The organism is Betaproteobacteria bacterium, assembly GCA_016713305.1.
Lineage (GTDB): Bacteria > Pseudomonadota > Gammaproteobacteria > Burkholderiales.
Genome location: JADJPK010000008.1, coordinates 131,980 through 158,325 on the forward strand (window position 1 = coordinate 131,980; position 26,346 = coordinate 158,325).

Genomic DNA, 26,346 nt, shown 5'->3' on the forward strand with positions numbered 1-26,346 from the left:
TGCGTTTTCTCCGGAGTCAGGCGGAACGGCGACGCAGCGCGAGGCCGGTCATGGCGAGCCCTGCGCCCAGCAGCGCCCAGGTCTGCGGTTCCGGCACGGCGGTCAGCATGATGGCGCCGGTTGCCGCGCCGGCGTCGGGCACGAAGGCGATGGCCTTGCCGGTGATGGAATAGGACCCGGCATCCAGTGCGTACACGTGGTGGCTCCAGCGGGGGTCGGCGTAGGCGGCATCGAAGTCGAGATCCTTGCTGTCGTCGCCCGCATCGCCCGGGAGCGATGTCGCGCCCAGCGAGATGCCATTGGCGAATACTTCGAAACGATCGCCGGCAAGGCCTGCATCGGTCACCTTGAGCAGGGCCGGGGCGTTCAGCACGATGTCGAAGCTCAGCACTTCGAGGTTCTCGTCGACCCAGGAGGAGTCGGCCATGTCCTGATAGGCGTCGAACAGGTACCAGTTGTCGAAGTCGGGGGTCGCCGCGAGGGCGTTTGCCGCCACGAGCGCGAATGCGCCTGCGGCCGCGATGCGGAAGGGCAGTCTCATGGGTCTCTCTCCAGTTGTGCGTTCGCGCACCCGTCCGGCAGGCAAGAGCCCTTCCGGTCCAGGACGCGGCATCGCAATGCTAGAGAGGCCCGATGTCATGTGTGATGTCGATCGGCAAGACAGCATGAGCCGAAGCGATCGTGGAATGTCACACGAATGCAGGCTGGTGGTCTCCCTCCGTGCTCCTGCCCGGCATCGCTTCCCTTTCCGTCCGGAACGCGATCCACGAATGAGGACCGGATCCACATCGGGGCGACCGCGTCGTTCCTGGAAATTCCATTTGCATGAGTCGAACGGGCCATGCTGGTGCCGCGACCCTGTCCGGGAATCGTCAAGTACGCGCGCTACCGTAGCCACGCCGATTGGCGGCGCCACACCAACAGAACCGAAGGGAGATCGAGGATGAGACTCTGGAAGACCCATGCATGCGTGCTCGGCGCGATCGCCGCGCTGACGCAGACTGCGCAAGCCGAAGCAGCGTTTCCGACGCTGGACGGTTCCGACCCCATCGTGATCGGGCATCGCGGCGCCAGCGGTTATCGCCCCGAGCACACGCTCGCGTCATACTCATTGGCAATCGAACTGGGCGCGAACTACATCGAGCCGGATCTCGTGTCCACCAAGGACGGAGTGCTGATCGTGCGGCACGAGCCGAACATCACCAACACGACCAACGTGTCGCTCCATCCGGAATTCGCCGACCGCTACACGACCAAGATCGTGGACGGCGTTTCGGAGTCGGGCTGGTTTGCTTCGGACTTCACGCTGGCCGAGATCAAGACACTGCGGGCCATTCAGACTCGCGGCCGCAGCACCACTTACGACGGGCTGTATGAGATCCCGACCTTGCAGGAAGTGATCGATCTCGCCAAGGCAAGATCCATTGCCACGGGCCGCACGATCGGGATCTACCCCGAGACCAAGCATCCCTCCTTCCACGACAGCATCGGGTTGTCCCTCGAGGAGCCACTCGTACAGACGCTCAACAACGCCGGCTGGTCTACAAGTGCCGCGCCCGTATTCATCCAGTCGTTCGAGGTGAGCAATCTGCAGCAACTCAACACGATGACGGACGTGAAGCTGGTGCAGCTCATGGACGCGTGGGACGTGAAGGCCGACGGCACCATGGAACTCATCGCGCCCTATGCGCAACCCTACGACTTTGTCGTCGCGGGAGATTCCCGGACGTTTGCCGATCTGCTGACCGAGGAAGGTCTGGACTTCATCGCGACTTACGCCGACGGCGTCGGTCCCTGGAAGCCCTATCTCCTCAAGACCGTGGACGATGGCGTGGACCGTGACGGCAATGGCGTGCTCGACGCGCGCGACCGGCTGGTGATCGGTTCCACCGGTGTCATCGAGGACGCTCACGAGCGCGGCCTTCTGGTGCACACCTGGACATTCCGGGACGACAACATCGGCTATCAGCTCGGATTCGAGACCCCCACGGACGAGTACAAGGCGTTCTACGCGATGGGTATCGATGGCGTCTTCAGCGACTTTCCCGACACCGCAGTGGCCGCGATTCCGGAGCCGGAGACTTACGCGCTCATGCTGGGTGGGCTCGGCCTGATCGCGGCCGTCCGGAGGAGACGCGGCGGCAGGAACTGATACCGATGGCCGTGCAGTAGCGCGGCGTTGTCCGAAGGCCCGATCCGGTGATCCGATGGGATCATCGGCGGGCCTTGTCTTGTCTCCTGATCGTCATGAGGCGCGATTAGCCTGTGGGAGCACGTCGCTCCGGGGGACTTCGTCCCCGGGGCGCCGATGTCCCATCAAACCCCACAGGAACGAGACCATGAGACTGTCTGCCATCATCGGGCGCCTTGCCCTTTGCGCCGGCTTCGCCGCCTTCGCCACCGCCGCTCACACAGCACCCACCGGAATCAAGATCACGGAATGGATGTACAACCCGGCTGCGAGCATCGGAGAGTATGTCGAACTCACCAACTTCGGCCCCGCGGCCATCGACTTCACGGGCTGGAGTTACGACGACGAGGGCCGTGTGCCCGGAGCGGAAGACCTGTCGGTCCTGGGCATCGTCAATCCCGGCGAGTCGGTGATTCTTACCGAAGCCGATCCGGACGCCTTCCGCACGGAATGGAATCTTGCTGCGTCCGTGAAGGTCAAGGGTGGGATTACCAACAACATCGGCCGCAACGACGAACTGAACATCTTCGATGCGGATGACAATCTCGTCGACCGTCTGCGTTACGGTGACAGCACCTACGTGCCAGGCTCCATTCGCACCGTCGGGGTCAGCGGTCAGGCCAAGACGGAAGGTGCCCTCGGCGCCAACGACGCCTTGCAGTGGAAGCTGTCCGTCGTGGGCGACACGGAGAACTCGTTCAGTTCCGTGGGCGGTGATATCGGCAGCCCGGGCTACACCGCTTTTGCCGCGGCTGTCCCGGAACCCTCCACCTACGCGTTGCTGGGTGCCGGACTGGCGCTGATCGCGTTCGGTGCCCGCAAGCGCGCGTCGCGTTCCTGAGAACGGGAGATCACCGAACATGTTCAAGAAACTCCTGTTGGGCGCGGCCATCGCTGCCGCGCTTCCTGCTGCATCCCCCGCGCTCGCTGCGGGACTGGATCTGTCCAAGTACCAGCTCGTCGGCAGCCATGCCCTGGCGTCCGAGGCGTCCGAGGCATCGGCCGTCACGTACAACTGGGACACGGGCACGTTGTTCGTGCTTGGGGACGAAGGCGATGCCCTCGTGGAGGTCGACAAGGAGGGCCAGAAGCTCGGCGTGATGTCGCTGACCGGTTTCGACGACACCGAAGGACTGGCCTACATCGGCGGCGGCAAGTTCGTCGTCACCGAGGAGCGGCTGCAGGATGCCTACGTGCTGTCCTACACCGCGAACGGCAGTGTCGCTCGCGGTGGCCTTCCGTCCGTGTCCCTCGGACCGACCATCGGCAACATCGGCATCGAGGGCGTTTCGTTCGACCGGAACAACGGCAAGTTCTATGCAGTCAAGGAAAAGACGCCTCAGGCCGTATACGAGGTCGCCATGGATTTCGATGCCGGGACTGCCGGTGTGACGTCGCTGTTCGCGCCGGCACTGGGCGCCCTGGATCTGTCCGATGTGGCGGTTCTATCCTCGGTGCCGATGCTGGCCGGACATCCGGATGCGTCGAATCTTCTGATCTTCAGCCAGGAGTCGGCGGTGCTGATGGAAGTGAGCCGGTCCGGTGAAAAGCTTTCCACGTTCGACTTCTCGGCGTTGTCCGAAAACGCGGAGGGCATCACCATCGACGACGATGGCGTGATCTACGTCGTCGCCGAAACCACGCTTGTCCCGAACTCCGCAGAAGTCCCCACGCTGTACGTCCTCTCCGCACCGGTTCCGGAGCCCTCGACCATGGTCCTTCTCGGGGCCGGGTTGCTCGGGGTTGCCGGCTTCGCGCGCCGGCGCAGCCGCTGAGTCCGTCCGTTGTCGGGTTCCTCCCGGGGCCGGCTTCGGCCCGGCCCGGGGCGGCGGAATCGCATGGCTGTCACACGCAACCGTCAGAGTGCAGATCACCAGCGCAGCGTGCGAAGTCGAGGAACTCTTGCCATGAACAACGTCAGACAAACGATTCGCGGTTATACCTACGACACGACCGAAGCCGAGTTCGTTGCTTCCGCCACATCGTGGGACGAGGACGACCTCAGTTTCGACGTGGCGCTCTATCGGACCGTGGACGATTGGTGGTTCCTGGTCGTGAGCAGCGACGAGCGGACCCGGTCGTCCGTCACCCCTCTCACTCACGCCCAGGCGCGTCAGTGGTGCCAGGACAATGCGGTGGATGAGACGATCGTGCGCTTCTACTTCGATGCCAGGAGTCTCGACGCCGATGCGGGCATTGCGGGCCGGCCGGTAGCCGCGCTGCTCCGCGAGAAGGGCCTGTCGATCTGACGGTCTCGATCGACTGCCTCGAGACCGGTCGATCGGTCTTTCATCCCCCAGAAACAACCCCGCGGAGTCCTCTCGCCGTCACGGTTCGGTGGCCACTCTGATGCGGCGATCCGATGTTCGGACCGCCCTTTGTTCCGGAACTACCGCGACCACGTTTCGCGCATAGGCGCTGACGGCTCCGGGCAGGGAAACCAGGTCCCAGAGTGATACCGGCGACGTGCCGCCGGGCGGCTGCGATAGAACGACTCGATCCCCCACCTCGATATCGGGATCGGATACGCGCGCCTGGATCAACTCGTTACCCGATCGCGACTCTGCGACGGGGGCAACTTCCACCCACAACGGCCATTCTCCCGGACGCCTGTCGATCTTTCTCGACACGAGAATGCCGGAGTACGACTCCTTGAAAACCCCGACGACCGTGCCCTCGACCTTGTTGTCTGCGTGCTGCCGCGGGCCGGTCGTGCAGCCACTGACAGCCAGTACCGCCACGACGGCGGCCCCCCTCGACCACAATACTGACAACGCATTCTCCTGACGGTGGAATGGGAACGCACCGTCGGTCGTGACGGTGCAACGGGGAGGGAGGGACCGGTCGAGCGACGCGACCGTGCATGGCCCTGCCTTTCCTTACTCAGGCTTTACGGCCGGGGTTGTCAGGAACTGAATCTCGCGGTGCAGCACGATCGAATCGGTGGTCACCGTCGCGGCCAGGGCCAGAAATTCGACTCCCGCCGCCATGGCTTCCCGTACACCGGCCGCGTAGGCCGGATCGATGGCATCGGCGGGCCGGACTTCCTCCACATCCTGCCGCTGGACGCAATACACCAGCGCGGCCCGATGTCCCTGCCGGACCATGTCGGCCAGTTCGCGCAGATGCTTGGTGGCGCGGACGCTCACCGCGTCCGGGAACACGGCCACGCCGCCGTTCACGGCGGCGGTGACGTTCTTCACCTCCACGTAGCAGTCCGGAAGACCGTTGGCCTGCAGAAGAAAGTCGACGCGGCTGTTCTCGCTGCCGTAGCGGCATTCGGGAACGATCGACGTGTAGCCGCCAAGAGAGGGCAGGTGCCGATGTTCGATCGCCTCGCGCACGAGCGCGTTGCTCCGATGGGTGTTGATGCCAACGAGGACACCGCTTGCCAGTTCGGTGAGTTCCCAGCCGTGAGCGTACTTGCGCGACTCGGACGGCTGATGCGTGAGCCACACACGGCACCCGGGCTCGGCGACCCCCAGCATGGAACCCGTGTTGGGGCAGTGGGCCGTGACGGTCTGTCCGGATTCCAGCTGGACGTCCGCGAGAAAGCGCTTGTACCGGCGCAGAAGGATGCCTGGGACCAGGGGAGGGGAGGATCATGATCGGAGATCGTCGTGGGTCGATCCGGCTCGCGGGAGAGGACAGGCGGCGTTCGGTGGCAGGTGGATTCCACGCTCCGGAATACAGACCGCGCCGGCGTGCATGGGTCCGGGATCCAGGGCCTGGGGTCCAGGGTCCCGGGTCTAGGTCTGGGGTCAAAGGTCTATGGCGACTTGAACGGCCCGTGTTCCTCCAGTTCGTTCACGTATGCGGCGACACCGCGGGACTCGCGTTCGACGAACTGCCGCACGGCCCGGTCGAAACGGGAATCCTCCACCCAGTGGGCCGAGTACGTCGTGACGGGCATCAGACCCCGCGCCAGCTTGTGTTCGCCCTGAGCGCCGCCTTCGAACCGCCCGATGCCGCGCTCGATGCAGAACTCGATTGCCTGGTAGTAGCAGGCTTCGAAGTGCAGACCAGGCACGTAGCCGGTCGTGCCCCAGTAACGGCCATACAGCGCGTTGCCGTCGAAGATGTCGAACGCCGCGCAGACCGGCCTGCCGTCTCGTGTCCCGATCGCGATCATGAGATGTTCCGGCATCGACTCCGCGATTCGCAGGAAGAAATCGAGATTGAGATAAGGCGTTGAATGATGTCGCCGGTAGGTGTCCTCGTAGCAGCGGAAGAAGAAGGCCCAGTCGCTCTCCGCGATCTCGCTGCCGGTGCGGCGTTCGAACACGATGCCTTCGTCGCGGATCCTTCTCCGTTCCTGCTTCACCTTCTTGCGCTTTTCGTGGTTCATGGTGGCGAGGAAGTCGTCGAAGGTGCCGAAGCCGGAGTTCTCCCAGTGGAACTGCACCGTCCTGCGGAGCATGAGGCCGGCCCCGCGCAGTTCTTCGGCCTCGGTTTCCGCCGGGAACAGACAGTGGAAGGTGGAGACGCCGGACTCCGAGGCGAACTGCAGGGCGGCGCGGATCAGCAGTGCGCGATCCTCCCTGGACTCTGCAAGCAGGCGCGGCCCTGACACGGGAGTGAACGGCACGGCATTCAGCAACTTGGGGTAGTACTCGGCGCCGGCCCGATGCCATGCCTCCGCCCAGGCCCAGTCGAAGACGTATTCGCCATAGGAGTGGCTCTTGGCGTAGAGAGGCAGTGCACCGCGAAGCCGGCCATCCCGCCGCAGCAGAATGAACCGGGGAGCCCACCCGGTTTCCTCGGTGGCGCACCCACTCTCATGCAAGGCATGGAGAAAGGCGTGCGACAGAAGCGGATGGCCGCGCGACAGGGCGTTCCATTCGGCGACGGGAACGTCCGCGAGGGAGTCGGTGACTTCTAGAGACGGAGCATCTGCCATGGGATCAGCAGGTATATTAGCGCCCATGAAGATCGCCATTGCACAAATCAATTGCACGCTCGGTGACCTCGCCGGCAATGCGGCACGCATTGCGGATGCGGCGGACCGGGCGCGGGCCCTCGGGGCGGATGTGCTCGTCACCCCCGAGCTTTCCATCTGCGGCTATCCTCCCGAGGATCTCCTGCTTCGCGACGACTTCGTCCATGCTTGCGAGAACCAGGTGCAGGAACTCGCCGGACGGGTCCACGGCATCACGGTGATCGTCGGGCATCCCGAGGGAAGACGGGGCAAACTCCACAACGCGGCGTCCGTGCTTGCGGCCGGGAAGGTGATCGCCACGTACTACAAGCACGACCTTCCCAACTACACCGTGTTCGACGAGGAGCGCTACTTCGAGCCGGGAAATGCCCCCTGCGTCGTGGACATCGCCGGAGTGCGGGTGGGCATCAACATCTGCGAGGACGTGTGGGGGCACTCCGGAGCGCCCACCGCCCGGGCTTCCGCCGACAGCCTGCCGCTGAAGCAGTGGGACGCGGAGGCGCCCCGCGCCGCCCGCATGGCCGGCGCTCAGATCCTGCTGGTCCTCAATGCCTCGCCCTACCACGTCAACAAGCTCGCCACCCGCTACGAGGTGGTCGGTGCGAGGGCACGGGAAACCGGCGTGCCGATCGTCTTCTGCAATCTCGTCGGCGGTCAGGACGAACTCGTATTCGATGGTGCATCGTTCGTCGTGGACGGACAAGGCAAGGTCACCCATCAGCTACCTGCGTTCGAGGAATCACTCGTGGTCGCCGAGATGATGCCGGGGGGCATCGCACCCGGCTTCATCGAACCCGAGCAACCGCTGGAGGCACTGGTCTACCGCGCCCTGTGCCTGGGAGTGAAGGACTACATCGGCAAGAACGGGTTTCCCGGCACACTCCTGGGCCTGTCCGGCGGCATCGATTCCGCCATCACGCTCTGCATCGCGGTGGATGCGCTCGGAGCCGACAAGGTCCGGGCCGTGATGATGCCGTCCGAGTACACCTCGCAGATGAGCCTGGACGATGCCGCGGCACTGGCCGGCAATCTCGGTGTCCGGTACTCGATCCTGCCCATCGGTCCGGCTCTCGACGCATTCTCGTCGACCCTTTCCGAGGAGTTCGCGGGACGCAAGCCTGACACCACCGAAGAGAATCTCCAGTCGCGCATTCGCGGCACGCTGCTCATGGCGCTATCCAACAAGTTCGGATCCATCGTGCTCACGACGGGCAACAAGAGCGAGATGGCCACCGGATATGCCACCCTCTACGGCGACATGGCCGGGGGGTTCGCGGTGCTGAAGGACATCAGCAAGACCCTGGTGTACCGGCTGTCGAACTACCGTAACCGGCTTTCGCCCGTGATTCCGGAGCGGATCATCACCCGGCCGCCTTCGGCGGAGTTGAAGCCCAACCAGGTGGACCAGGACAGCCTTCCTCCCTACGAGGTGCTCGACGCGATCATGGAGATGTACGTGGAACGGGATCTGCCGCCCGTGGCCATCATCGGACACGGATTTGCCCGTGCCGATGTCGAGCGCGTCGTCCGGCTGCTCACGGTGAGCGAATACAAGCGCAGGCAGGCGCCCATCGGCGTGCGGATCACCCCGCGCGGCTTCGGCAAGGACTGGCGCTATCCCATCACCAACCGCTATCGCGACAAGTTCTAACGTCGGTACGGCGCGGGGCCGAAGCTTCGCTCCGTAGGTAGCCGGAACCACGGCGTGAGCGACTCCCTGTCATCACGCCTACACGACTCTTCGGCAGGCTTCCGATAGGTGGCACTTCGCCACCTCGATCCCGCCAACGCTTTCCTCGAGGACAGTGTCCAAAGGTCGGGACGCTCGTCTTAAGGAGACAATCATGAAGAATGTCCTCATCCTGGCCGCCGTGGCGGCGCTGGTGTCGGGCACGGCTCAAGCCGCGTCGGAGGTGGAAGCCATAGAAAACGCGACCGTTCAGCCGGCGCAGGTCCGGAGCGGAAGCAACGGCATCAACTTCTTCAACATCGAAGGCTCGGCCAACGGCAATTTCGCTTCCTACGGCGTTGCCCGGTTCGACGTGACGGCCATCAAGGCGGGTTTCGACGCGGTCTACGGTGTGGGTGGCTGGGTCGTCGACAGCGTTGCGCTCCAGCTGACGCAGTCGAATGCGGGCTTCACGAACGACGGGTTGGTGGACGTGTACTTCACCGATGACGACAGCGTCACTCTCGCGGGCGGCTCGACGGCCCTCCTGCATCCCTTCGCAGGAGACTTCCCCGACGCACAGAAGATCCTGGGTTATGCGTTCCAGGAAACCGCGACAGGTGACACGAACAGCTATCAGCTCTTCGACAGGGCCGGTATCAATACCTCGGGAGGCAACGCGCTGGCGGCGGACCTGCTCGGCGACAACATGGTGACTCTCGCGCTCGTCGACGTGGATGCCAGCGTGGCCGCGACCTACGCGGGTTACAACAACAACACGTACGCGGGACCGACGCTCTTCATCGAGGCCGCGCCCGTGCCCGAACCCGAGACACTCGTACTTCTTGGTGCCGGTCTGGCCGGGCTGGCTGCCTTGCGGCGCAAGCGCTGAGTGGAAGCGAAGGCGCGCTTCGGCGCGCCTTCGCTTCTAGCATGGCCGGGGACTCGGATCATTCTGATCCATCCCAGGGACTTTGTTTCTCTCGCTGGAGCGGCTAGGGGGTGTCGCCGAGAGAGAGGTCGGCAGAGAGGCGAAGCTCCGTCGCTCCCGGCGTGACGATGCCTGCAGCGGTCAGCAGGATGCCCTCCAGCCGTTGCACCACCCCTTCCCAATCCAATGACTGAGCGGTTGTCCTGGCCTGGCGTCCCATGTCTCTGGCGCGTACAAAGTCAGAGGCGAGGTCGGCTGCCAGCCGCACGAAGTCCTCGCTCCTGTTTCGCGCAAGCATTCCGTTGACGCCGTCGCGGATGTGTTCCCGGGCAGCGGCATAGTCGAATGCGACCACCGCCAGCCCGCTCGCCATCGCCTCGACGGTGACATTTCCGTACGTCTCGGTGAGGCTGGGAAAGAGAAAGACATCCGACGAGGCATAGTGAGCGGCGAGATCCTCGCCCGTTCGAGTGCCGGCGAAGACAGCGTCCGGAATTCGCGATTCCATCTCGGCCCGGGCGGGACCGTCTCCCACGAAGATCAGGCGGACCTTGGCGTTCCGGGCGCGCATCGCCTCGAAAGCGAGAGCGAGTGTCGTGAGATTCTTTTCCGGCGCAAGCCGACCGACGTACAGAACGACCGTGTCGCCTGGACCGGCTCCCCACGATCGGCGCAGCGATTCGCTACGGCGGTTCGGGTCGAACAGCCGCGTATCCACGCCTCTCGAGATCACCTCCAGGTTCCGGAACCCCTGCGCCGCGAGTTCGACGCGCATCGTCTCCGTCGGCACGAGCGTGAACCGCGTGCGGTTATGGAATTTCCGGAGATAGCCGAGAATCGGCTTCTTCAGCCACCCCACTCCGTAGTGGGCGCTGTAGGCATGGAAATTCGTCCGGAAATCGGAGACCACAGGCAGCTTGAGCTTGGTGACCGCCTGCAGAGCGGACCAGCCGAGCGGCCCCTCCGTCACGATGTGAACGATGTCCGGCCGATTCACCGACCACAACTGCGTGAGTGTGCGCTTTGCCGGGAAGCCCACACGCAGGGAAGGGTAGCGAGGAATGGGAAGCCCGCGCGTCAACGTTTCCGAGAACTGGGGATCGGAGCCTGGCTTGTCCGATCGGTCCTGTCGGGGTCTGATGAGCTGGATCTGATGGTTGCGCCGGCGCAAGCCATCGATGAAACGCGCCGCGCTCATCGACACGCCATTGATCTCCGGTGGATAGGTCTCGGTGACCACGGCGATCCGCAACGACCGCCGCATCACCGGGAGCTGTTCGACCAGCAGGGGGACCGATTCCGAGCGCATGCGCATACGCTGACAGACGGACGCGACGCTTCAATGACCGCCGCATGACGATTCTGCGACGCTACGGAAGACCCACAGGAACGGCCACGGCTGCCGATAAATGCGCTGGGATCGAGGCAGGCATGGGAACCGTCGCGTCATCTCGAACCTTCATCAGGTTCCGGATCCATGTCTTTGCTTCGTCACGAAAGCATCGACGATCTGTCGCAATACGGCATTACCGTCGACATGCCTCTGCAAACCACCCTTCGGAGTCTCGATGAAAGACCTGATGAGCCAATTGAAAGTCCTGCGCTGGGACGACCACCGCTACTACCACCAGAGCCGGATCAATCAGTCGCTCCATTTCGTGAGCGCCCTCAGCTTCCTCACGGCGTACGTGATGCTGTTCATCGACCCGGCCATCTCGGCGCTGATCGGGTGGCTCGTCGGGATGGGCACACGCCAGACGGGGCACTACGTATTCGAGCCCCGCGGCTACGATCACGTCAACGATGCCACGGACGAATACAAGGAGAAGATCAAGGTCGGCTTCAACATGCGTCGCAAGACGATCCTGATCGCCGTATGGCTTGCCTGTCCGCTGCTGCTCTACGTCGACCCGACCCTGTTCGGTCTGATGGAACCGAGTCAGACGAAGGTGGAATACGTCCACGACGTGGGCTTGCTCTGGCTGGCTCTTGGCGTCGGCGGCCTGATGTTCCGCACACTGCACCTGCTGTTCATTCGTGATGCCGGCACGGCTCTGGCGTGGATGCTCAAGATCCTCACCGATCCCTTCCACGATGTGAAGCTCTACCACAAGTCGCCTCTGTACCTGCTGCGCGGCGAACTGCTCGACCCCATGACGCACGTGCACCACGGCTGAGTTCGCCAGGGTTCGCATGGGAACGGTGCGCCCCCTGGACGGGGCGCACCAGCAAGGGGGAGACGAGTCGGTTCCTCGTGTCGGATAACAGACCGGAGAAGGTCTGGTCAGATCAGACCTTCTCCTGGCGGGAGAGCCGGCGAGAGATGATCTCGCGCAGGACGCCGCGGCGAATCGAGCGGTTCGTGGCCTCGGGTGATGTCCACCACCAGCCGTCCTTCTCCATGGCAGCCGCCGCGCGGACGAACCGCCGGGCCACCTCCGCGAAGTCCTCGTCCGTGTAGTCGAGACTGAAGATCAGGCGGCCCGTACCCACCCAGCTCAACGCAAGACCCTCGGCACGAAGGTAGAACTGAAGCATCCAGTTGTAGCGGCTGGCGCGGGTGTACAGCACGGTCCAGATGGTGGAGAGATTCGCCACCCGCACAGGCAGACCGCTTTGCTCGAGTTGATGGTTGAGGGATTCGGCGCGTCCGTTCCAGCGCTCGTCCAGACCGTCGTAGATGCCGGAGATGCCGGGGCCGTCCAAGCGCTCGAAGAACGACTGCATCGAAGCCATCACATACGGATGAGAGTTGAATGTCCCGCGGGCGAAGCAGATGTCTCCCGGACGATCGTCGCGGAAGCGCTTCATGACTTCCCGCTTTCCGCACAGGACTCCCACGGGAAAGCCGCCCGCGACCGTCTTGCCGTACGTCACCATGTCCGCCCTGACGCCGAAGTACTCCTGCGCACCGCCGCGGGCGAGCCGGAATCCCACGAACACCTCGTCGAAGATCAGCACGATGCCGCGTTCGGAGCAGACGTCCCGCAGACGGCGCAGCCACTGCGCGTAGGCCTCGCGATCGAAGTGCGCGTTGCGTCCGCCATCCACGAGAGCACCGTCGCTCGGAGCGCCGGAGTTGGGGTGCAGCGCCTGCAGCGGATTCACCAGCACACAGGCGATGTCCTTCCGGGTACGCAGGACCCGGAGGGCGCGATCGCTCATGTCTTCCAGCGTGTAGGTCTCCCGTGCCGGCACCGGATTGCCCACTCCGGGTTGCACATCGCCCCACCATCCGTGGTAGGCGCCGCAGAAGCGGACGAGATGGGAACGGCCGGTGTGATAGCGCGCGAGGCGCACGGCCTGCATGACCGCCTCGGTGCCCGACATGTGGAAGGAAACTTCATCGAGGCCCGACACCTCCTGCAGCCGCCTCACGTTGAAGGCGACGCTGGGATGGTAGGCACCCAGGACCGGACCGAGGCCGGAGGCATTCGCGCATCCTTCCGCCATGCAGGCCTTGTAGAAGTCGTGGCCGAACACGTTGACGCCATAGGAGCCGGTGAGGTCGTAGAACTCGTTGCCGTCGAGATCCTTCACCCGGACGCCCGCCGAGGACTCCACGAAGGCCCCCGCAGAGAGGTGGGCTTTCACGTGCCGGCTGAACTGGAACGGCACGCGGTACGTGCTGGTGAACTGCAAGTCGGAGATCGCGTCTCGCACTTCTGCCGTCCTGGCGGCGGTCCGCGCGAACCGCGTTCTGTAGATCTCTGCGAGCCGTTCGAATGCCTCCCGCCTTCTGGCGGCGATCTCCGGGGGCGCTCCATCGGCGTCGTAGAAGCGCGATTCGCCGTACTCGTAGAAGGGCACGAGCCTGGCGACGAATCTCGACATGCGCGCGTGCCCCCCGAGCGAGCGGTGCTTGGCCCGGGACAGCTGGAGGCGGCGGCGAAGTTTGGGAAATGCGGCGGCAAGCGTGCCGGCGCCCAGCGCAATCAGAGCGATTTCTTCATCCATGCGCCAGCATTTACCGGGCGCACTTTACGGGACTGTGACCATGCCGGGTTTTCTTGCCAGACTGGCACAAAGGGAAGGGGTCAATTTCTGGCTCACCAACCGCATTCCGCGCCGCAGCCTCACGCGATTCATGGGCTGGTTCAGCAAGATCGAGCACCCCCTGATCCGCGACATCTCCCTGCGGGTCTGGCGCACGTTCAGCGATCTGGATCTGTCGGAAGCGCGACGCTCCGAGTTCCGCAGTCTGCACGATTGCTTCACCCGGGAACTGAAGGACGGTGCCAGACCGATCCACCCGGACCCGTCCATCCTCACCAGTCCGTGCGATGCCATCATCGGCGCCTGCGGGCGGGTGCGGGACGGCATGGTCGTCCAGGCAAAGGGGTTTCCCTACCCGATCGACGAACTGCTTGCCGATCCGTTGCTGGCCCGGCGATTCCAGGAGGGCGTCTACGTGACGATGCGGCTCACCTCCACCATGTATCACCGCTTCCACGCCCCCGCCGACTGCCGTGTCCGACGGGTAACCTACATTCCCGGCGATGTCTGGAACGTCAATCCGGTCGCGTTGAAGCGGGTCGAGCGTCTCTACTGCCGTAACGAACGCGCCGTCATCCGCGCCGAGGTGGCGGGTCGCGGCGACGTCATCGCGCTCGTCCCCGTGGCGGCCGTGCTGGTCGCGAGCATCCGGCTCCACTTTGCGGACGTGCTGCTCAACATGGGATACCGGGGGCCGCGAGAGCTGCCCTGCGACGCATCGTTGCTCAAGGGACAGGAGATGGGGTGGTTCGAACACGGCTCCACGATCATCGTGTTCGCGCCCCGAGGTTACGACCTCTGCGAGCGCGTCACCACCGGGGACAGGATCAGGATGGGAGAACCGCTGCTGCGGCTGCCGCAGGCGGCGGTACCGGGGAAGGCTACCGGGCACTCAGAAGCTTCGTGACGACAGAGGCGGCCGCGGCGCGATTCTCCACTCCCAGCTTCACGAAGACGCGCTCGAGATGCTTGTCGACGGTGCGGGGGCTCGAGCCGAGAATTGCACCGATGTCACGGCTCGACTTTCCGCGCGAGACCCACAGGAGCACCTCCGCTTCGCGCTCGGTAAGCTGGAACCGCTTGCCGAGACTCTCCAGAGCACCGGAATCGTCCGCCTCTTCGACCGCAAGAAGAAGCTGGCCGCCGCCCGCGTCTCCGAGCGAAGAAAGCGTGTAGCGCGGACGCTCCTCCGGCCAGCCGTAGGGGCGGACCTCCGCACCCCTCGACACGGCTCCCAGCCACCGGGCGATGGCTGCCGGCAGTGTCCTGTTCTCGTCCAGGGACGTGGCATCGATGAAGCTGGCCGCCTTGGGCGTGTGCCAGACCACCACACCGCTGCCATCCACCGCCACCAGCGCGCGGCCCGCGGCGTCGAGCGCCGCGCGCGTGCTGGTCATGCGCCGCGCATTGGCCAGGTGGCTGCGGATGCGCGCGATGAGGGCGTCGGGATCGATGGGTTTGGTCACATAGTCCACTCCGCCCGCGTCGAAGCCGCGAATGACATGCTCCGTGTCGGTCAGGCCGGTCATGAAGATGATCGGCACGGCGGCGACAGCGGGCTCGGCACGCAGCGCCACGCAGGTGTCGAAGCCGTCCATGCCGGGCATCACGGCATCGAGAAGGATCACGTCGGGCGTGAGACGCCGCACCCGCTCGAGGGCGGAGGCGCCATCGGTGGCGACCAGGACCGTCATCCCGTGGTTTTCCAGCGCGTCGGTCAGCAGTGACAGAGTGTCGGGAGAATCGTCGACGACCAGCACGACATCCCGGCGGAAAGATTCAGACGGCACGTTGACGCAACTCCTCGACCGTTTGCATGTAGCGCTTGAACTGGAAGTCCTGGACGAGAGGACGCAGTCTGCGTGCGGCGGCCTGCTCTCCGGGCGAACCCCCGTCCAGTTCCTCCAGCTTGCGATGGATGCCCCGCACATAGCCGATCTCGCCCAGTGCCAGCAGCGAGTCGGCCGTACTGCGCGACAGCGCTGCCTCGCTCGGCGGCGCTGCGATACCCGCGGGAGGCCCCGACTCCTCGCGATAGATCCACTGCAGGTGCAGGCAGTTGCCGATCTTCTCGACGAGCTGGTCCAGATTGACCGGCTTCACCAGAAATCCGTCGTGAACCGAACCGTCCGCGCCGGGCCTGCTGCGCTCGAACGCGTCGGCGGAAACCATGATGATCGGCGTGTGCTCGTGCCGGCCCTCGCGCAGTTCCCTTGCGATCGACCAGCCATCGCGTCCGGGCATGGAGATGTCCATCAGGAAGAGATCCACGGACCTTGCCGCCACAATGGCCAGGCAGCTTGCCGCACCATCCGCCTGGATGACCTCGAAGCCGATGGGCTCCAGCAGTTCGGCCACGAAGGAGCGGTGCAGCGGCTGGTCGTCCGTCACGAGGATCGCCTTGCGCGGTCCGAGGTAGCCGCGCACCTCCCGCACGGGCGCCGCAGGCAGCGCCGGCTGGGCCACGGGAGAGAGCATCAGCTTTACCCTGAAGATGCTGCCCTTGCCTGGCGCGCTCTCCACCGTCAGGCTGCCGCCCATGATCTCGGAGAGCAGCTTGCTGATCGTGAGGCCCAGGCCGGTTCCGGGCACGGCGTTCCCCATGCTGAAGCTGCCGCGTTCGAAGGGCTGGAAGATCCGTTCGATGTCCTCCGGCGCTATGCCGATACCCGAGTCTGCCACCGTGAATTCGACGAGCTGGCGCTGATACGACACCGAGAATTTCACCTCCCCGGTCTCCGTGAACTTGATGGCGTTGGACAGCAGGTTGATGAGGATCTGCCGCAGGCGCTTCTCGTCGCCGTTGACCACGGCCGGCAGGGCAGTCACGGCCTCGTACTGGAAGCGCAGACCTTTGGCCTCCGCCTGGATCGAGAACATGTTGACCATCTGCTGCAGGAACTCGGTGAGATGGATCTCGCCGCGATTCAGGTGCAGCTTGCCAGCCTCGATGCGCGCGATGTCCAGCAGGCCGTCGATGAGGCCCGCGAGATGCTCGCCGCTGCGCTGGATGATGCCCAGCGTGTCGCGCAACTTGTCCGGGGCCTTCGGGTCCCGCCGCAGCAGCTGCGCGTAACCGAGGATGGTATTGAGCGGCGTCCTCAGTTCGTGGCTGATGCCCGTGACGTAGCGGCTCTTCGCCACGTTCGCGCTTTCCGCCGCCTCCTTGGCGCGCTGCAATTGCGCGTCCGTGCGCTTGTGGGCGCGGATTTCCCGCATGAGCAGGCGTGTCTGCCGCTGCGTTTCCGTCTCGGCGACCCGCCGGCTCTCCTGCGCGAGCACGAAGAGCCAGGCCGCGACGCCCGACACGAGCATGAGCACGACGAAGGCCTTCCACAGAGCGTCGCTGACGAGCTCGGAGGCGGGGCCCGCGCTCAGGGAGATCTGGTAGTCGACCATCCAGAAGATGCTTGCCACGAGGCTGCCCAGCACCACGACGACCGTCGCATAGTGTCCGAGTCTGGAGTTGAGCCGGGCGGCGATGGGCGCGGGGAACGTCGCGTTCAACGCGGCGCTCACCTGGTGCGTGAGCCGTGCCCTGGGCTTGCACGCATCGTGACAGCGCGCGTCGAGGGAGCAGCACAGGGAACAGATTGGGCCGGCGTAGGCAGGGCAGCGCGCCATGTCCTCCGGCTCGAACGGATTCGAACAGATCACGCAGCGCACCGTCTCGCCTGCCGTCGAATAATCCCGCGGCGTCCGTGCGATGTAGTAGCGGCCACGCGTGGCCACCGCGATGACGGGTGCCGTGACGAACGCGACGCCCAGAGCCACGAACGACGACAATGCCCTCAGCGTCTCCCCGAACAGGCCGGAGAAGCACAGGATGCCGACGATCGAGGCGATGAGCATGGATCCCACGCCCACGGGGTTGATGTCGTAGAGATGAGCCCGCTTGAACTCCACGTACGCCGGGCTCAGGCCCAGGGGCTTGTTCACCACGAGATCGGCGACCAGTGCGCCCACCCATGCACTGGCCACGTTCGAGTAGAGCCCCAATACCTGTTCCAGCGCGTGAAAGACGCCCAGCTCCATGAGCATGAGGGCAATCAGCACATTGAAGACCAGCCACACCACCCGCCCGGGGTGCATGTGCGTGAGACGAGCGAAGAAGTTGGACCACGCGATGGAGCCCGCATACGCGTTGGTGACGTTGATCTTGAGCTGGGAAACGATCACGAACAGTGCAGTCACGGCCAGCGCGACACCCGGCGAGCTGAATACGTACTGGAACACGACCAGATACATCTGTGTCGGCTCGGCGGCGCGCTCGGCGCCGACTTCGTGCTGGAGCGCCAGGAAGGCCAGAAACGAGCCCGCCAGGAGCTTGAGGATGCCCAGCACGATCCACCCCGGCCCGGCAGAGAGCAGAGCCGACCACCACCTTCGCCGGCCGGTCGTCTCGGCGGACGGAAGAAAACGGAGGAAGTCCACCTGTTCGCCGATCTGCGCGATGAGCGAGAAGACCACCGCCGAAGCTGCCCCGAACAGCAGCATGTCGAAGTCTCCACCGCCGTCCCCGTTACGTCCGGCGAAGGTGGTCCAGTCGGCGAAGGCTTCCGGATTCTTGAATGCGATGAACGCGAACGGCAGCACGTGCAGAGCCACCCACAGCGGCTGGGTCCACATCTGGAACTGGCTGATGAACGTGATGCCGTGCGTGACGAGCGGAATCACCACGAGCGAACTGACGATGTAGCCGATCCACAGCGGCACGTGGAAGGCCATCTCGAGCGCAAGCGAAAGGATGGCCGCCTCGATGGCGAAGAAGATGAACGTGAAGGACGCATAGATGAGGGACGTGATCGTCGACCCGATGTAGCCGAAGCCTGCGCCGCGGGTGAGCAGGTCCATGTCGATGCCGTACTTCGCGGCGTAGTAGCTGATGGGAAGGCCGGTGAGAAAGATGATCGTACCGACGATCAGGATGGCCCAGGTCGAGTTGACGAAGCCATGGTTGAGCGCGATGGCACCGCCGATCGCCTCCAGCGCAAGGAACGAGATCGCGCCGAGCGCCGTGTTGGCCACGCGGAACGACGACCACTTGCGCGCCGACTTGGCGGTGAAGCGGAGGGAGTAATCCTCAAGGGTCTCGTTCGCGACCCACTGGTTGTACTCGCGTCGTATCCGGACTATGCGTTGAGTGGCGGCCATTGTGGTGCAGTCAGACGTCGTCGCGCACCCATATTGGGCGCGATCGGGCAGACACAGCACCGCATGCCGCGCCCGATGCACTGATAAGTGCTTCGGGCGACTCGACAAAGCCGTTCCTGCCGTCAATCGGATCGCAACTTCCGTGCGAGGGCTTCCTCGGCCCCTCAAAGAAAAAGCGCCGGGCCGTCCCAAGCTTTTTCTCCGACTGAGGGTTTGGCGGGGTCATCCGGGGTTGAAGTTGATTCGCGCAGGCGGGCGAATCATCCCGGCGTTCGTGCACGTGCGACCTGCAGGGTCGCGACCACGAACGCCGAAAGAAAAAGCGCCGGGCCGTCCCAAGCTTTTTCTCTGATTGAGGGTTTGGCGGGGTCATCAGGGTTGAAGTCGATTCGCGCGGTCGCGCGAATCAATGTCCGGCCGAGGTGCACGTGCGATGCGGAGCATCGCGTACACCGAGGACGTCTTCTTCGTACGTGAATCTACGTATTGTTGCGCCGCACCCAGGAACCTAATCTGGGATCGTCGTTTCGCGGCCTGCTGGCCACATGCCGCAACTGCCCACGCCCAACTGCACAGGAGATGTCAATGTCCTCTCAAGATGATCGCGACCGGCTGATTTCTGCGTCGCGCCGCAATTTCACGCGCGGCATGGCTGCGCTTCCGCTGATCGGCATGTCGGGGTTGTCCTTCGGCGCGCCGAAGTACCCCACGGCACAGGTCAACACGACCAAGCTCGCCGTGACGGACACCGAAGTCACGGTCGGCCAGCTGCACTCGGCCACCGGCACGATGGCCATCAGCGAGACGGGTTCCATCCAGGCTGAGCGCCTCGCCATCGAGCAGATCAACGCGGCGGGCGGCGTGCTCGGCCGCCAGATCAAGATCATCCAGGAAGACGGTGCCAGTGACTGGCCGACCTTCGCCGAGAAATCCAAGAAGCTGCTGGTGAACGACCGCGTCGCTGCGGTGTTCGGCTGCTGGACCTCCGCTTCCCGCAAGGCCGTGTTGCCGGTATTCGAGAAGGAGAACGGGATGCTGTACTACCCGACCTTCTACGAAGGCCTCGAGCAGTCCAAGAACGTGATCTACACCGGACAGGAAGCCACCCAGCAGATCATCTGGGGCCTGGACTGGGTCGCGAAGGAGAAGAACGCGAAGACCTTCTTCCTGATCGGTTCCGACTACATCTGGCCGCGCACCTCCAACAAGATCGCGCGCAAGCACATCGAGAACTTCCAGAAGGGCAAGGTCGTGGGCGAGGAGTACTACCCGCTCGGCCACACGAACTTCAACTCGCTCATCAACAAGATCAAGGTCGCCAAGCCCGACTGCGTCTACGCCATCGTGGTGGGCGGCTCCAACGTCGCCTTCTACAAGCAGATGAAGGCCGCCGGCATCACCTCCGACAAGCAGTTGCTGCTCACGATCTCCGTGACCGAGGACGAACTTCTCGGCATCGGCGGCGAGAACTGCAACGGCTTCTATGCCTGCATGAAGTACTTCCAGAGCCTGGACAACGCCAACAACAAGAAATTCGTGGAGGCGTTCAAGGCCAAGTACGGACCCAAGGCGGTCATCGGCGACGTGACCCAGGCGGCCTACCTCGGCCCGTGGCTGTGGAAGCTCACGGTCGAGAAGGCCGGAAGCTTCGATGTGGACAAGGTGGCGGCGGCCTCTCCGGGCATCGAGTTCAAGGGCGCCCCGGAAGGCTACGTGAAGATCCACGAGAACCATCACCTGTGGTCCAAGGCGCGCATCGGGCAGATTCTTGCCGACGGCCAGTTCAAGGAGATCGCCGAGTCGCCCAATCTCATCGAGCCGAATCCCTTCCCCAAGGGCTATCAGTAAACGCGTGACGGCGTTGCGCCGCGTTCCTCCGAATCCCCCGGGGGTTCGCGGCGCGTAGTGCGAAGCATCGGACGGCCCGTCACGGTCGTCCTTCCCTGAAGAAGAGGAACTTGGAACATGACCGCTTCGGAGCTGTGGAACATCATCCTGATGCAGGGGTTCGCCGGACTGAGCCTCTTCAGCGTCCTGCTGCTGATGGGCCTGGGACTGGCCATCATCTTCGGCCAGATGGGCGTGATCAACATGGCGCACGGCGAGTTCATGACGATCGGTGCCTATACGATCTTCATGCTGTCGAGCCTTACGCAGACCTACGCACCGGGGCTCATGCCTTACTACTTCTTCGTCGCGATCGTCGTCGCGTTCGTTCTCGCATTCATCGTCGGGTGGCTCGCCGAGTGGGCGCTCATCCGGCACCTGTACAAGCGTCCGCTCGACACGCTGCTTGCCACCTGGGGCCTCAGCCTGGGCATGCAGCAGATCTTCCGTTCCACCTTCGGCGCCAAGGAAGTGAGCCCGACGCTGCCTGAATGGCTGCTCGGCTCATGGTCGCCGTCCGAGGGCCTGGACATCCCGATCAACGGCATGTTCGTGATGGCTCTCACCCTGGTCGTCACGGCAGGCGTGTTCCTGATGCTGTTCCGCTCGCGCTGGGGTCTGCGCGTTCGTGCCACGGTCTCGAACCGCGTGATGGCCAACTCGATCGGCATCAACACCAAGCGCACCGACCGCATGACGTTCGCCATCGGATGCGGGATCGCCGGCGTGGCAGGCGCGGCCTTCACGACCATCGGCTCCACGGGGCCGACCAGCGGATCGCTCTATATCGTCGATGCATTCCTGGTTGTCACGTTCGGCGGCGCGGCCAGCCTGCTCGGCACGGTGGCCTCGGCCTTCGGCATCGCACAGACACAGTCGATCACGGAGTTCTTCCTGACCGGCTCCATGGCCAAGGTGCTCACGCTGCTGGCGATCATCACGATCCTGATGATCCGCCCGCAGGGATTGTTCGCTCTCAAGGTACGCCGGTAATCCGGTCTCGCGTTCAAAGGAGATCTCGATGGAAAAGCTTCGCAAGTGGGTCACCGGTTCGGACATGGCGGGCATCGTCATCCTGGCGATCGTGATATTCGCCGTGATGCCCGCGGCCCTGGACATCTTCCGCCTCAACCTGATCGGCAAGTACCTCACCTACGCTTTCGTGTCGGTCGGTCTGGTGATGCTGTGGGGGTACGGCGGCATCCTCAGCCTGGGCCAGGGGGTGTTCTTCGGGCTGGGCGGGTATTGCATGGCCATGTTCCTCAAGCTCGAGGCCTCGGATCCGGAGAGCACCAAGATCCAGTCGACGCCGGGCATCCCGGACTTCATGGACTGGAACCAGCTCACCGCCCTGCCCACGTGGTGGGAGCCGTTCCGCAGCCTGCCCTTCGCGATCGCTGCGCTGCTGATCGTCCCCACGATCCTGGCGTTCATCGTCGGCTTCGCCATGTTCAAGCGCCGGGTGGGCGGCGTGTACTTCGCGATCATCACCCAGGCGGTCGCGCTCGTGCTGTCCGTGCTCATCATCGGCCAGCAGGGTTACACCGGCGGCGTGAACGGCATGACCGACCTCAAGACGATGCTCGGCTGGGACATCCGGACCGACTCGGCCAAGATGGTCCTGTACTACGCGAACGGGGTCCTGCTGTTCCTGACGATCTTCATCTGCCGCGCCATCCAGAAGTCCAAGCTCGGCACCCTGCTGCTCGCCATGCGCGACAAGGAGGACCGCGTGCGGTTCTCGGGGTACGACGTCGCGATGTTCAAGGTGTTCGTCTTCTGCCTGGCCGCCATGCTGTGCGGAATCGGCGGCGCCATGTTCGCCCTGCAGGTGGGCTTCATGTCGCCCTCGTTCGTCGGGATCGTGCCTTCGATCGAGATGGTGATCTTCGCGGCTGTCGGCGGCCGGATGTCCCTGGTGGGCGCGGTGTACGGAACACTGCTGGTCAACTTCGCCAAGACGTACTTCTCGGAGAGCTTTCCGCAGCTGTGGCTCTTCCTCATGGCGGCGTTGTTCATCGGTGTCGTGATGGCCTTCCCGAACGGCCTTGCCGGCCTGTACGAGAGCTACATCAAGCCCCGGATCGCCCGCAAGCGGGAGCCCACGCCGAACGCGACCGCGCCCGTGGACCCCGCCCCCACCGCGGCGGCGCCAGCGCCGATGAAGCCGGTGAGCCGTGTCGCGGAACCGCGGACGGCGCCGGGCACGCCGGACGGCGTGGACCCCGCGGCGGCCTGAGCGGATGAGCGCCACGTGAGACACCACATCCACCGCGTCGGTTTCTGGAGCGACAAAGAATGAGCAATTCGGATTTCGTGCTGGCAGTCGAGGACCTCACCGTGTCCTTCGACGGCTTCAAGGCGATCGACTCGCTGACCCTGTACGTCGACAAGGGCGAGCTGCGCGTCATCATCGGCCCCAACGGCGCCGGCAAGACGACGCTGCTCGATCTCATCTGTGGCAAGACCCGGGCGTCCAAGGGCAGCATCAAGTTCAAGAACGCCGAGATGACGGAGCTTGCCGAGCACCAGATCGTGCGGGCCGGCATCGGACGGAAGTTCCAGACTCCGTCGATCTACGAGAACCTCTCGGTGTTCAAGAACCTCGAGGTGTCCTTCCCGCGCGGTCGTGGCGTGTTCGGCGCGCTCAAGTTCAAGTGCACCGACGAAGTGAAGGCGCGCATCGACGAGGTGGCTCGCGAGATCGGACTCCACGAGCAGCTCGAGATGGAGGCCGGCCTGCTGAGCCACGGTCAGAAGCAATGGCTGGAGATCGGCATGCTGCTCATGCAGGAACCCGAACTCCTGATGCTCGACGAGCCCATCGCCGGCATGAGCGTGCGGGAGCGCGAACTGACAGCCGAACTGCTCGAACGCATCTGCCGCAACCGCTCGATGATCGTGATCGAGCACGACATGGATTTCGTCAAGAAGATCGCGCACAAGGTGACCGTCATGCACCAGGGAAAGATCCTGGCCGAAGGCCCCATGGAGCGGGTGCAGAACGATCCCAAGGTGATCGACGTCTATCTGGGCCACTGAGTCCCGAAGGAGCCAACACATGCTGACCGTCAACGACCTCTTCGTGAGCTACGGACAAAGCCAGGCCATCCACGGCATCTCCTTCGAGGCGAAGAAGAACGAGACCATCGCCGTGATGGGCCGCAACGGCATGGGCAAGACCACGCTGTTCAAGGCACTCATGGGCGTGCTCCCCTTGAAGGGAGGTCATGTGCAGGTGGACGGAGTGGACGTCTCCAAGGACGAGTCGTTCCAGCGTGTCGCCAAGGGCATCGGCTACGTGCCGCAGGGCCGCATGATCTTCCCCACGCTCACGGTGGAGGAGAACCTGGAGACGGGCCTGGAGAACGCCAGGACCAAGGAGATTCCCGAAGAGATCTATGCGCTGTTTCCGGTGCTGTTCGAGATGCGCAAGCGCAAGGGCGGCAACCTTTCCGGCGGTCAGCAGCAGCAACTCGCCATCGGCCGCGCGCTCGTGACCAATCCCAAGGTGCTGCTCCTGGACGAACCGACCGAAGGGATCCAGCCGTCGATCATCAAGGACATCGCAAAGGCATTGAACGAGATCCGCAAGCTGCGCGAGATCACCATCGTGGTGTCCGAGCAGGTGCTGTCCTTCGCCCTGGACGTGGCCGACCGGCTGTTCGTGATCGAAGGCGGACGGCTCGTGCACGAGGCGGACCGCGGGAACATCGATGCGGACCGCGTCAAGCAGTACCTGTCCGTCTGATCCCAGAACCTACGTCACGGGACACCGGAGCACGCCACCGTGCGCAGCCACGCCATTTCCCGCACGGCGCCATGCCATGACGTGCCTGGCCGTGCCGCATTGCCTGGCTTCTCGGCCGCTTTCCGCGCCCCGATGACGACGCGTTTCGCAACACCGGCTGTACCAAACGAAAGGAGAGCGTCATGCCCGAGACCCTGATCAAGGTCGATCTCAAGCAGTCCCCCTACGACAACCCGATGATCCACAACCGCTGGCACCCGGACATTCCGATGGCGGCGTGGGTCAAGCCGGGCGACGATTTCGTCATCCAGACCTACGACTGGACCGGGGGCTACATCCAGAACAACGATTCGGCTGACGACGTGCGTGACGTCGATCTGTCCACCGTGCACTTCCTGTCCGGTCCGATCGGCGTCGAAGGCGCCGAGCCGGGCGACCTGCTGGTGGTCGACCTGCTGGACATCGGCGCCCTGCCCGACAGCCTGTGGGGCTTCAACGGCTTCTTCTCCAAGAAGAACGGCGGGGGCTTCCTGACCGACCACTTCCCGCTGGCCCAGAAGTCCATCTGGGACATCGAAGGCATGTTCACCAAGTCCCGTCACGTCCCGGGCGTCCGCTTCGCGGGCCTCATCCACCCCGGACTGATCGGCTGCCTGCCCGACCAGGCGCTGCTGGAAACCTGGAACACGCGTGAGGTGGACTTCATCTCCACCAACCCGACGCGCGTTCCTCCGCTGGCCAACCCGCCGTTCGCGAAGACCGCGCACTGCGGCAAGGCGACCGGTGCCGCGAAGGAGAAGGTCGCCGCCGAAGGCGCGCGGACCGTTCCTCCGCGCGAACATGGCGGCAACTGTGACATCAAGGACCTGTCGCGCGGCTCCAAGATCTTCTTCCCCGTGTACGTGAAGGGTGCCGGCCTGTCCATGGGTGACCTGCACTTCAGCCAGGGCGACGGCGAGATCACGTTCTGCGGCGCCATCGAGATGGCCGGCTGGCTGCACATCAAGGTGACGCTGCTGAAGGGCGGCATGGCCAAGTACGGGATCAAGAATCCGATCTTCAAGCCCAGCCCGATCACACCCAAGTACGACGACTACCTGATCTTCGAAGGGATCTCGGTCGACGAGTGGGGCAAGCAGCACTACCTCGACGTCCACGTCGCCTACCGGCAGGCGTGCCTGAACGCCATCGAGTACATGACCAAGTTCGGGTTCTCGAAGGCGCAGGCCCACTCGATACTGGGCGTCGCGCCGGTGCAGGGTCACATCAGCGGGGTGGTCGACATCCCGAACGCCTGCGCCACGCTGTGGCTGCCGACCGACATCTTCGAGTTCGACATCAACCCGACCAGCGCGGGTCCGGTGAAGTATCTCGACGGTTCCGTCGACATGCCCATCTCCCCCGACAAGTGACCGGAGGCTGCCATGCCCGTGTACGAGTACTGGTGCGATACGTGCGAGAGCGACTTCACGGTGCTCCGGCGCATGTCGGAGTCCCATCTTCCGCACGAATGTCCCGACTGCGGCGGCAGCGCTGAGCGCGCCATGCTTACCGCGCCTTCGTTGTCGGCCATGCCGGCGGCCGCCCGCAAGGCTCACGCCACGAACGAGCGGGCGAGTCATGCGCCCGTCTCGAGCACCGAGTACAAGGAAAGGCATGGCGCCGGATGTTCCTGCTGCAAGCCGGGGCTGCCGAAACGCGCGACCGTGACCGCGCCCACCGGAGAGAAGGCCTTTCCCACGGCGCGGCCCTGGATGATCAGCCACTGACCGGACGTTCCGGCGCAGCACCCCGAGGGGAGGCACGAGGTGCCTCCCCTCTTCGTTTG

The 26,346-nt window shown here is 64.2% G+C and carries 23 protein-coding genes; 15 read left to right on the top strand and 8 right to left on the bottom strand.

Annotation, left to right across the window (positions count from 1 at the left end):
- Window positions 1-16: 16 nt before the first annotated feature.
- Complete coding sequence (locus tag IPK20_10685) at window positions 17-541, bottom strand: PEP-CTERM sorting domain-containing protein (GenBank protein ID MBK8017120.1); 525 nt, start codon at window positions 539-541, stop codon at window positions 17-19.
- Between the two features lie 402 nt (window positions 542-943).
- Here IPK20_10685 and IPK20_10690 point away from each other — a divergent pair, with 402 nt between their 5' ends.
- The 4 genes from IPK20_10690 to IPK20_10705 all read left to right on the top strand — a co-directional run bounded on the left by IPK20_10690 (window position 944) and on the right by IPK20_10705 (window position 4,440).
- Entirely contained in the window at window positions 944-2,152 is a 1,209-nt protein-coding gene (locus IPK20_10690; GenBank protein ID MBK8017121.1) for a glycerophosphodiester phosphodiesterase, read from the top strand.
- A gap of 187 nt (window positions 2,153-2,339) precedes the next feature.
- Window positions 2,340-3,032: a lamin tail domain-containing protein gene (locus IPK20_10695; GenBank protein MBK8017122.1), complete on the top strand. Its 693-nt coding sequence runs from the start codon at window positions 2,340-2,342 to the stop codon at window positions 3,030-3,032.
- Between the two features lie 19 nt (window positions 3,033-3,051).
- Complete coding sequence (locus IPK20_10700; protein ID MBK8017123.1) at window positions 3,052-3,966, top strand: SdiA-regulated domain-containing protein; 915 nt, start codon at window positions 3,052-3,054, stop codon at window positions 3,964-3,966.
- 132 nt (window positions 3,967-4,098) lie between these two features.
- Complete coding sequence (locus IPK20_10705) at window positions 4,099-4,440, top strand: hypothetical protein (GenBank protein ID MBK8017124.1); 342 nt, start codon at window positions 4,099-4,101, stop codon at window positions 4,438-4,440.
- A gap of 78 nt (window positions 4,441-4,518) precedes the next feature.
- Here IPK20_10705 and IPK20_10710 read toward each other — a convergent pair whose 3' ends face one another.
- From IPK20_10710 to IPK20_10720, 3 genes are all read right to left on the bottom strand, one after another.
- On the bottom strand, window positions 4,519-4,965 hold the full coding sequence (locus IPK20_10710) for a hypothetical protein (protein ID MBK8017125.1): 447 nt from the start codon (window positions 4,963-4,965) through the stop codon (window positions 4,519-4,521).
- Between the two features lie 105 nt (window positions 4,966-5,070).
- Complete coding sequence (sfsA, locus tag IPK20_10715; protein MBK8017126.1) at window positions 5,071-5,781, bottom strand: DNA/RNA nuclease SfsA; 711 nt, start codon at window positions 5,779-5,781, stop codon at window positions 5,071-5,073.
- 179 nt (window positions 5,782-5,960) lie between these two features.
- Entirely contained in the window at window positions 5,961-7,091 is a 1,131-nt protein-coding gene (locus tag IPK20_10720; protein MBK8017127.1) for an N-acetyltransferase, read from the bottom strand.
- Between the two features lie 25 nt (window positions 7,092-7,116).
- On the opposite strand from IPK20_10720, the gene IPK20_10725 reads away from it, so the two are divergent.
- The gene (locus IPK20_10725; protein ID MBK8017128.1) at window positions 7,117-8,781 is read left to right on the top strand and encodes an NAD+ synthase; all 1,665 of its coding nucleotides are present in this window, start codon (window positions 7,117-7,119) and stop codon (window positions 8,779-8,781) included.
- Between the two features lie 193 nt (window positions 8,782-8,974).
- Window positions 8,975-9,691, top strand: coding sequence for a PEP-CTERM sorting domain-containing protein (locus tag IPK20_10730; GenBank protein ID MBK8017129.1), 717 nt, complete (start codon window positions 8,975-8,977; stop codon window positions 9,689-9,691).
- A 103-nt stretch (window positions 9,692-9,794) separates the two neighbouring features.
- Here the strand turns inward: IPK20_10730 and IPK20_10735 are convergent, their stop codons facing one another.
- A complete protein-coding gene (locus tag IPK20_10735) occupies window positions 9,795-11,039 on the bottom strand; it encodes a glycosyltransferase family 1 protein (protein ID MBK8017130.1) in 1,245 nt (414 codons plus the stop codon).
- Between the two features lie 259 nt (window positions 11,040-11,298).
- On the opposite strand from IPK20_10735, the gene IPK20_10740 reads away from it, so the two are divergent.
- Complete coding sequence (locus tag IPK20_10740) at window positions 11,299-11,907, top strand: hypothetical protein (protein ID MBK8017131.1); 609 nt, start codon at window positions 11,299-11,301, stop codon at window positions 11,905-11,907.
- A gap of 112 nt (window positions 11,908-12,019) precedes the next feature.
- On the opposite strand, the gene IPK20_10745 is transcribed toward IPK20_10740, so the two are convergent.
- Entirely contained in the window at window positions 12,020-13,687 is a 1,668-nt protein-coding gene (locus IPK20_10745; protein MBK8017132.1) for an aminotransferase class III-fold pyridoxal phosphate-dependent enzyme, read from the bottom strand.
- Between the two features lie 40 nt (window positions 13,688-13,727).
- On the opposite strand from IPK20_10745, the gene psd reads away from it, so the two are divergent.
- On the top strand, window positions 13,728-14,633 hold the full coding sequence (gene psd / locus IPK20_10750) for a phosphatidylserine decarboxylase (GenBank protein ID MBK8017133.1): 906 nt from the start codon (window positions 13,728-13,730) through the stop codon (window positions 14,631-14,633).
- On the opposite strand, the gene IPK20_10755 is transcribed toward psd, so the two are convergent.
- Together IPK20_10755 and IPK20_10760 are read right to left on the bottom strand one after the other, a co-directional pair.
- A complete protein-coding gene (locus IPK20_10755) occupies window positions 14,608-15,516 on the bottom strand; it encodes a response regulator transcription factor (protein MBK8017134.1) in 909 nt (302 codons plus the stop codon). The two genes, psd and IPK20_10755, sit on opposite strands and share 26 nt — an antisense overlap.
- Window positions 15,506-18,880, bottom strand: coding sequence for a response regulator (locus IPK20_10760; GenBank protein ID MBK8017135.1), 3,375 nt, complete (start codon window positions 18,878-18,880; stop codon window positions 15,506-15,508). Before IPK20_10760 ends, IPK20_10755 begins: the two co-directional genes overlap by 11 nt.
- A 585-nt stretch (window positions 18,881-19,465) precedes the next feature.
- Here IPK20_10760 and urtA point away from each other — a divergent pair.
- The 7 genes from urtA to IPK20_10795 all read left to right on the top strand — a co-directional run bounded on the left by urtA (window position 19,466) and on the right by IPK20_10795 (window position 26,287).
- Window positions 19,466-20,728 (top strand): urea ABC transporter substrate-binding protein, encoded by a 1,263-nt coding sequence (urtA, locus tag IPK20_10765; GenBank protein ID MBK8017136.1) that lies wholly within the window; start codon window positions 19,466-19,468, stop codon window positions 20,726-20,728.
- 117 nt (window positions 20,729-20,845) lie between these two features.
- Window positions 20,846-21,760, top strand: a complete 915-nt coding sequence (gene urtB / locus IPK20_10770; protein ID MBK8017137.1) for an urea ABC transporter permease subunit UrtB — start codon at window positions 20,846-20,848, stop codon at window positions 21,758-21,760.
- 28 nt (window positions 21,761-21,788) lie between these two features.
- The gene (urtC, locus tag IPK20_10775; GenBank protein ID MBK8017138.1) at window positions 21,789-23,006 is read left to right on the top strand and encodes an urea ABC transporter permease subunit UrtC; all 1,218 of its coding nucleotides are present in this window, start codon (window positions 21,789-21,791) and stop codon (window positions 23,004-23,006) included.
- A 59-nt stretch (window positions 23,007-23,065) separates the two neighbouring features.
- Entirely contained in the window at window positions 23,066-23,809 is a 744-nt protein-coding gene (gene urtD / locus IPK20_10780) for an urea ABC transporter ATP-binding protein UrtD (GenBank protein ID MBK8017139.1), read from the top strand.
- A 19-nt stretch (window positions 23,810-23,828) separates the two neighbouring features.
- Window positions 23,829-24,518 (top strand): urea ABC transporter ATP-binding subunit UrtE, encoded by a 690-nt coding sequence (gene urtE, locus IPK20_10785; GenBank protein MBK8017140.1) that lies wholly within the window; start codon window positions 23,829-23,831, stop codon window positions 24,516-24,518.
- A gap of 182 nt (window positions 24,519-24,700) precedes the next feature.
- Window positions 24,701-25,930, top strand: a complete 1,230-nt coding sequence (locus IPK20_10790; protein MBK8017141.1) for an acetamidase/formamidase family protein — start codon at window positions 24,701-24,703, stop codon at window positions 25,928-25,930.
- A gap of 12 nt (window positions 25,931-25,942) precedes the next feature.
- Window positions 25,943-26,287 carry a zinc ribbon domain-containing protein gene (locus IPK20_10795; protein ID MBK8017142.1) on the top strand — a complete coding sequence of 115 codons (345 nt, stop codon included), beginning with the start codon at window positions 25,943-25,945 and terminating at the stop codon, window positions 26,285-26,287.
- The last annotated feature ends 59 nt before the right edge of the window (window positions 26,288-26,346 follow it).

Bases quoted from the DNA above. Each gene is read 5' to 3' on its own strand.
- urtE (MBK8017140.1), top strand. From the start codon at position 23,829: ATGCTGACCGTCAACGACCTCTTCGTGAGCTACGGACAAAGCCAGGCC.
- IPK20_10745 (MBK8017132.1), bottom strand. From the start codon at position 13,687: ATGGATGAAGAAATCGCTCTGATTGCGCTGGGCGCCGGCACGCTTGCC.
- IPK20_10720 (MBK8017127.1), bottom strand. From the start codon at position 7,091: ATGGCAGATGCTCCGTCTCTAGAAGTCACCGACTCCCTCGCGGACGTT.
- IPK20_10725 (MBK8017128.1), top strand. From the start codon at position 7,117: ATGAAGATCGCCATTGCACAAATCAATTGCACGCTCGGTGACCTCGCC.
- IPK20_10700 (MBK8017123.1), top strand. From the start codon at position 3,052: ATGTTCAAGAAACTCCTGTTGGGCGCGGCCATCGCTGCCGCGCTTCCT.
- urtB (MBK8017137.1), top strand. From the start codon at position 20,846: ATGACCGCTTCGGAGCTGTGGAACATCATCCTGATGCAGGGGTTCGCC.
- IPK20_10740 (MBK8017131.1), top strand. From the start codon at position 11,299: ATGAAAGACCTGATGAGCCAATTGAAAGTCCTGCGCTGGGACGACCAC.
- IPK20_10730 (MBK8017129.1), top strand. From the start codon at position 8,975: ATGAAGAATGTCCTCATCCTGGCCGCCGTGGCGGCGCTGGTGTCGGGC.
- urtC (MBK8017138.1), top strand. From the start codon at position 21,789: ATGGAAAAGCTTCGCAAGTGGGTCACCGGTTCGGACATGGCGGGCATC.
- IPK20_10685 (MBK8017120.1), bottom strand. From the start codon at position 541: ATGAGACTGCCCTTCCGCATCGCGGCCGCAGGCGCATTCGCGCTCGTG.
- IPK20_10690 (MBK8017121.1), top strand. From the start codon at position 944: ATGAGACTCTGGAAGACCCATGCATGCGTGCTCGGCGCGATCGCCGCG.
- IPK20_10705 (MBK8017124.1), top strand. From the start codon at position 4,099: ATGAACAACGTCAGACAAACGATTCGCGGTTATACCTACGACACGACC.
- IPK20_10735 (MBK8017130.1), bottom strand. From the start codon at position 11,039: ATGCGCTCGGAATCGGTCCCCCTGCTGGTCGAACAGCTCCCGGTGATG.
- IPK20_10790 (MBK8017141.1), top strand. From the start codon at position 24,701: ATGCCCGAGACCCTGATCAAGGTCGATCTCAAGCAGTCCCCCTACGAC.
- IPK20_10760 (MBK8017135.1), bottom strand. From the start codon at position 18,880: ATGGCCGCCACTCAACGCATAGTCCGGATACGACGCGAGTACAACCAG.
- psd (MBK8017133.1), top strand. From the start codon at position 13,728: ATGCCGGGTTTTCTTGCCAGACTGGCACAAAGGGAAGGGGTCAATTTC.
- IPK20_10695 (MBK8017122.1), top strand. From the start codon at position 2,340: ATGAGACTGTCTGCCATCATCGGGCGCCTTGCCCTTTGCGCCGGCTTC.
- urtD (MBK8017139.1), top strand. From the start codon at position 23,066: ATGAGCAATTCGGATTTCGTGCTGGCAGTCGAGGACCTCACCGTGTCC.
- urtA (MBK8017136.1), top strand. From the start codon at position 19,466: ATGTCCTCTCAAGATGATCGCGACCGGCTGATTTCTGCGTCGCGCCGC.
- IPK20_10795 (MBK8017142.1), top strand. From the start codon at position 25,943: ATGCCCGTGTACGAGTACTGGTGCGATACGTGCGAGAGCGACTTCACG.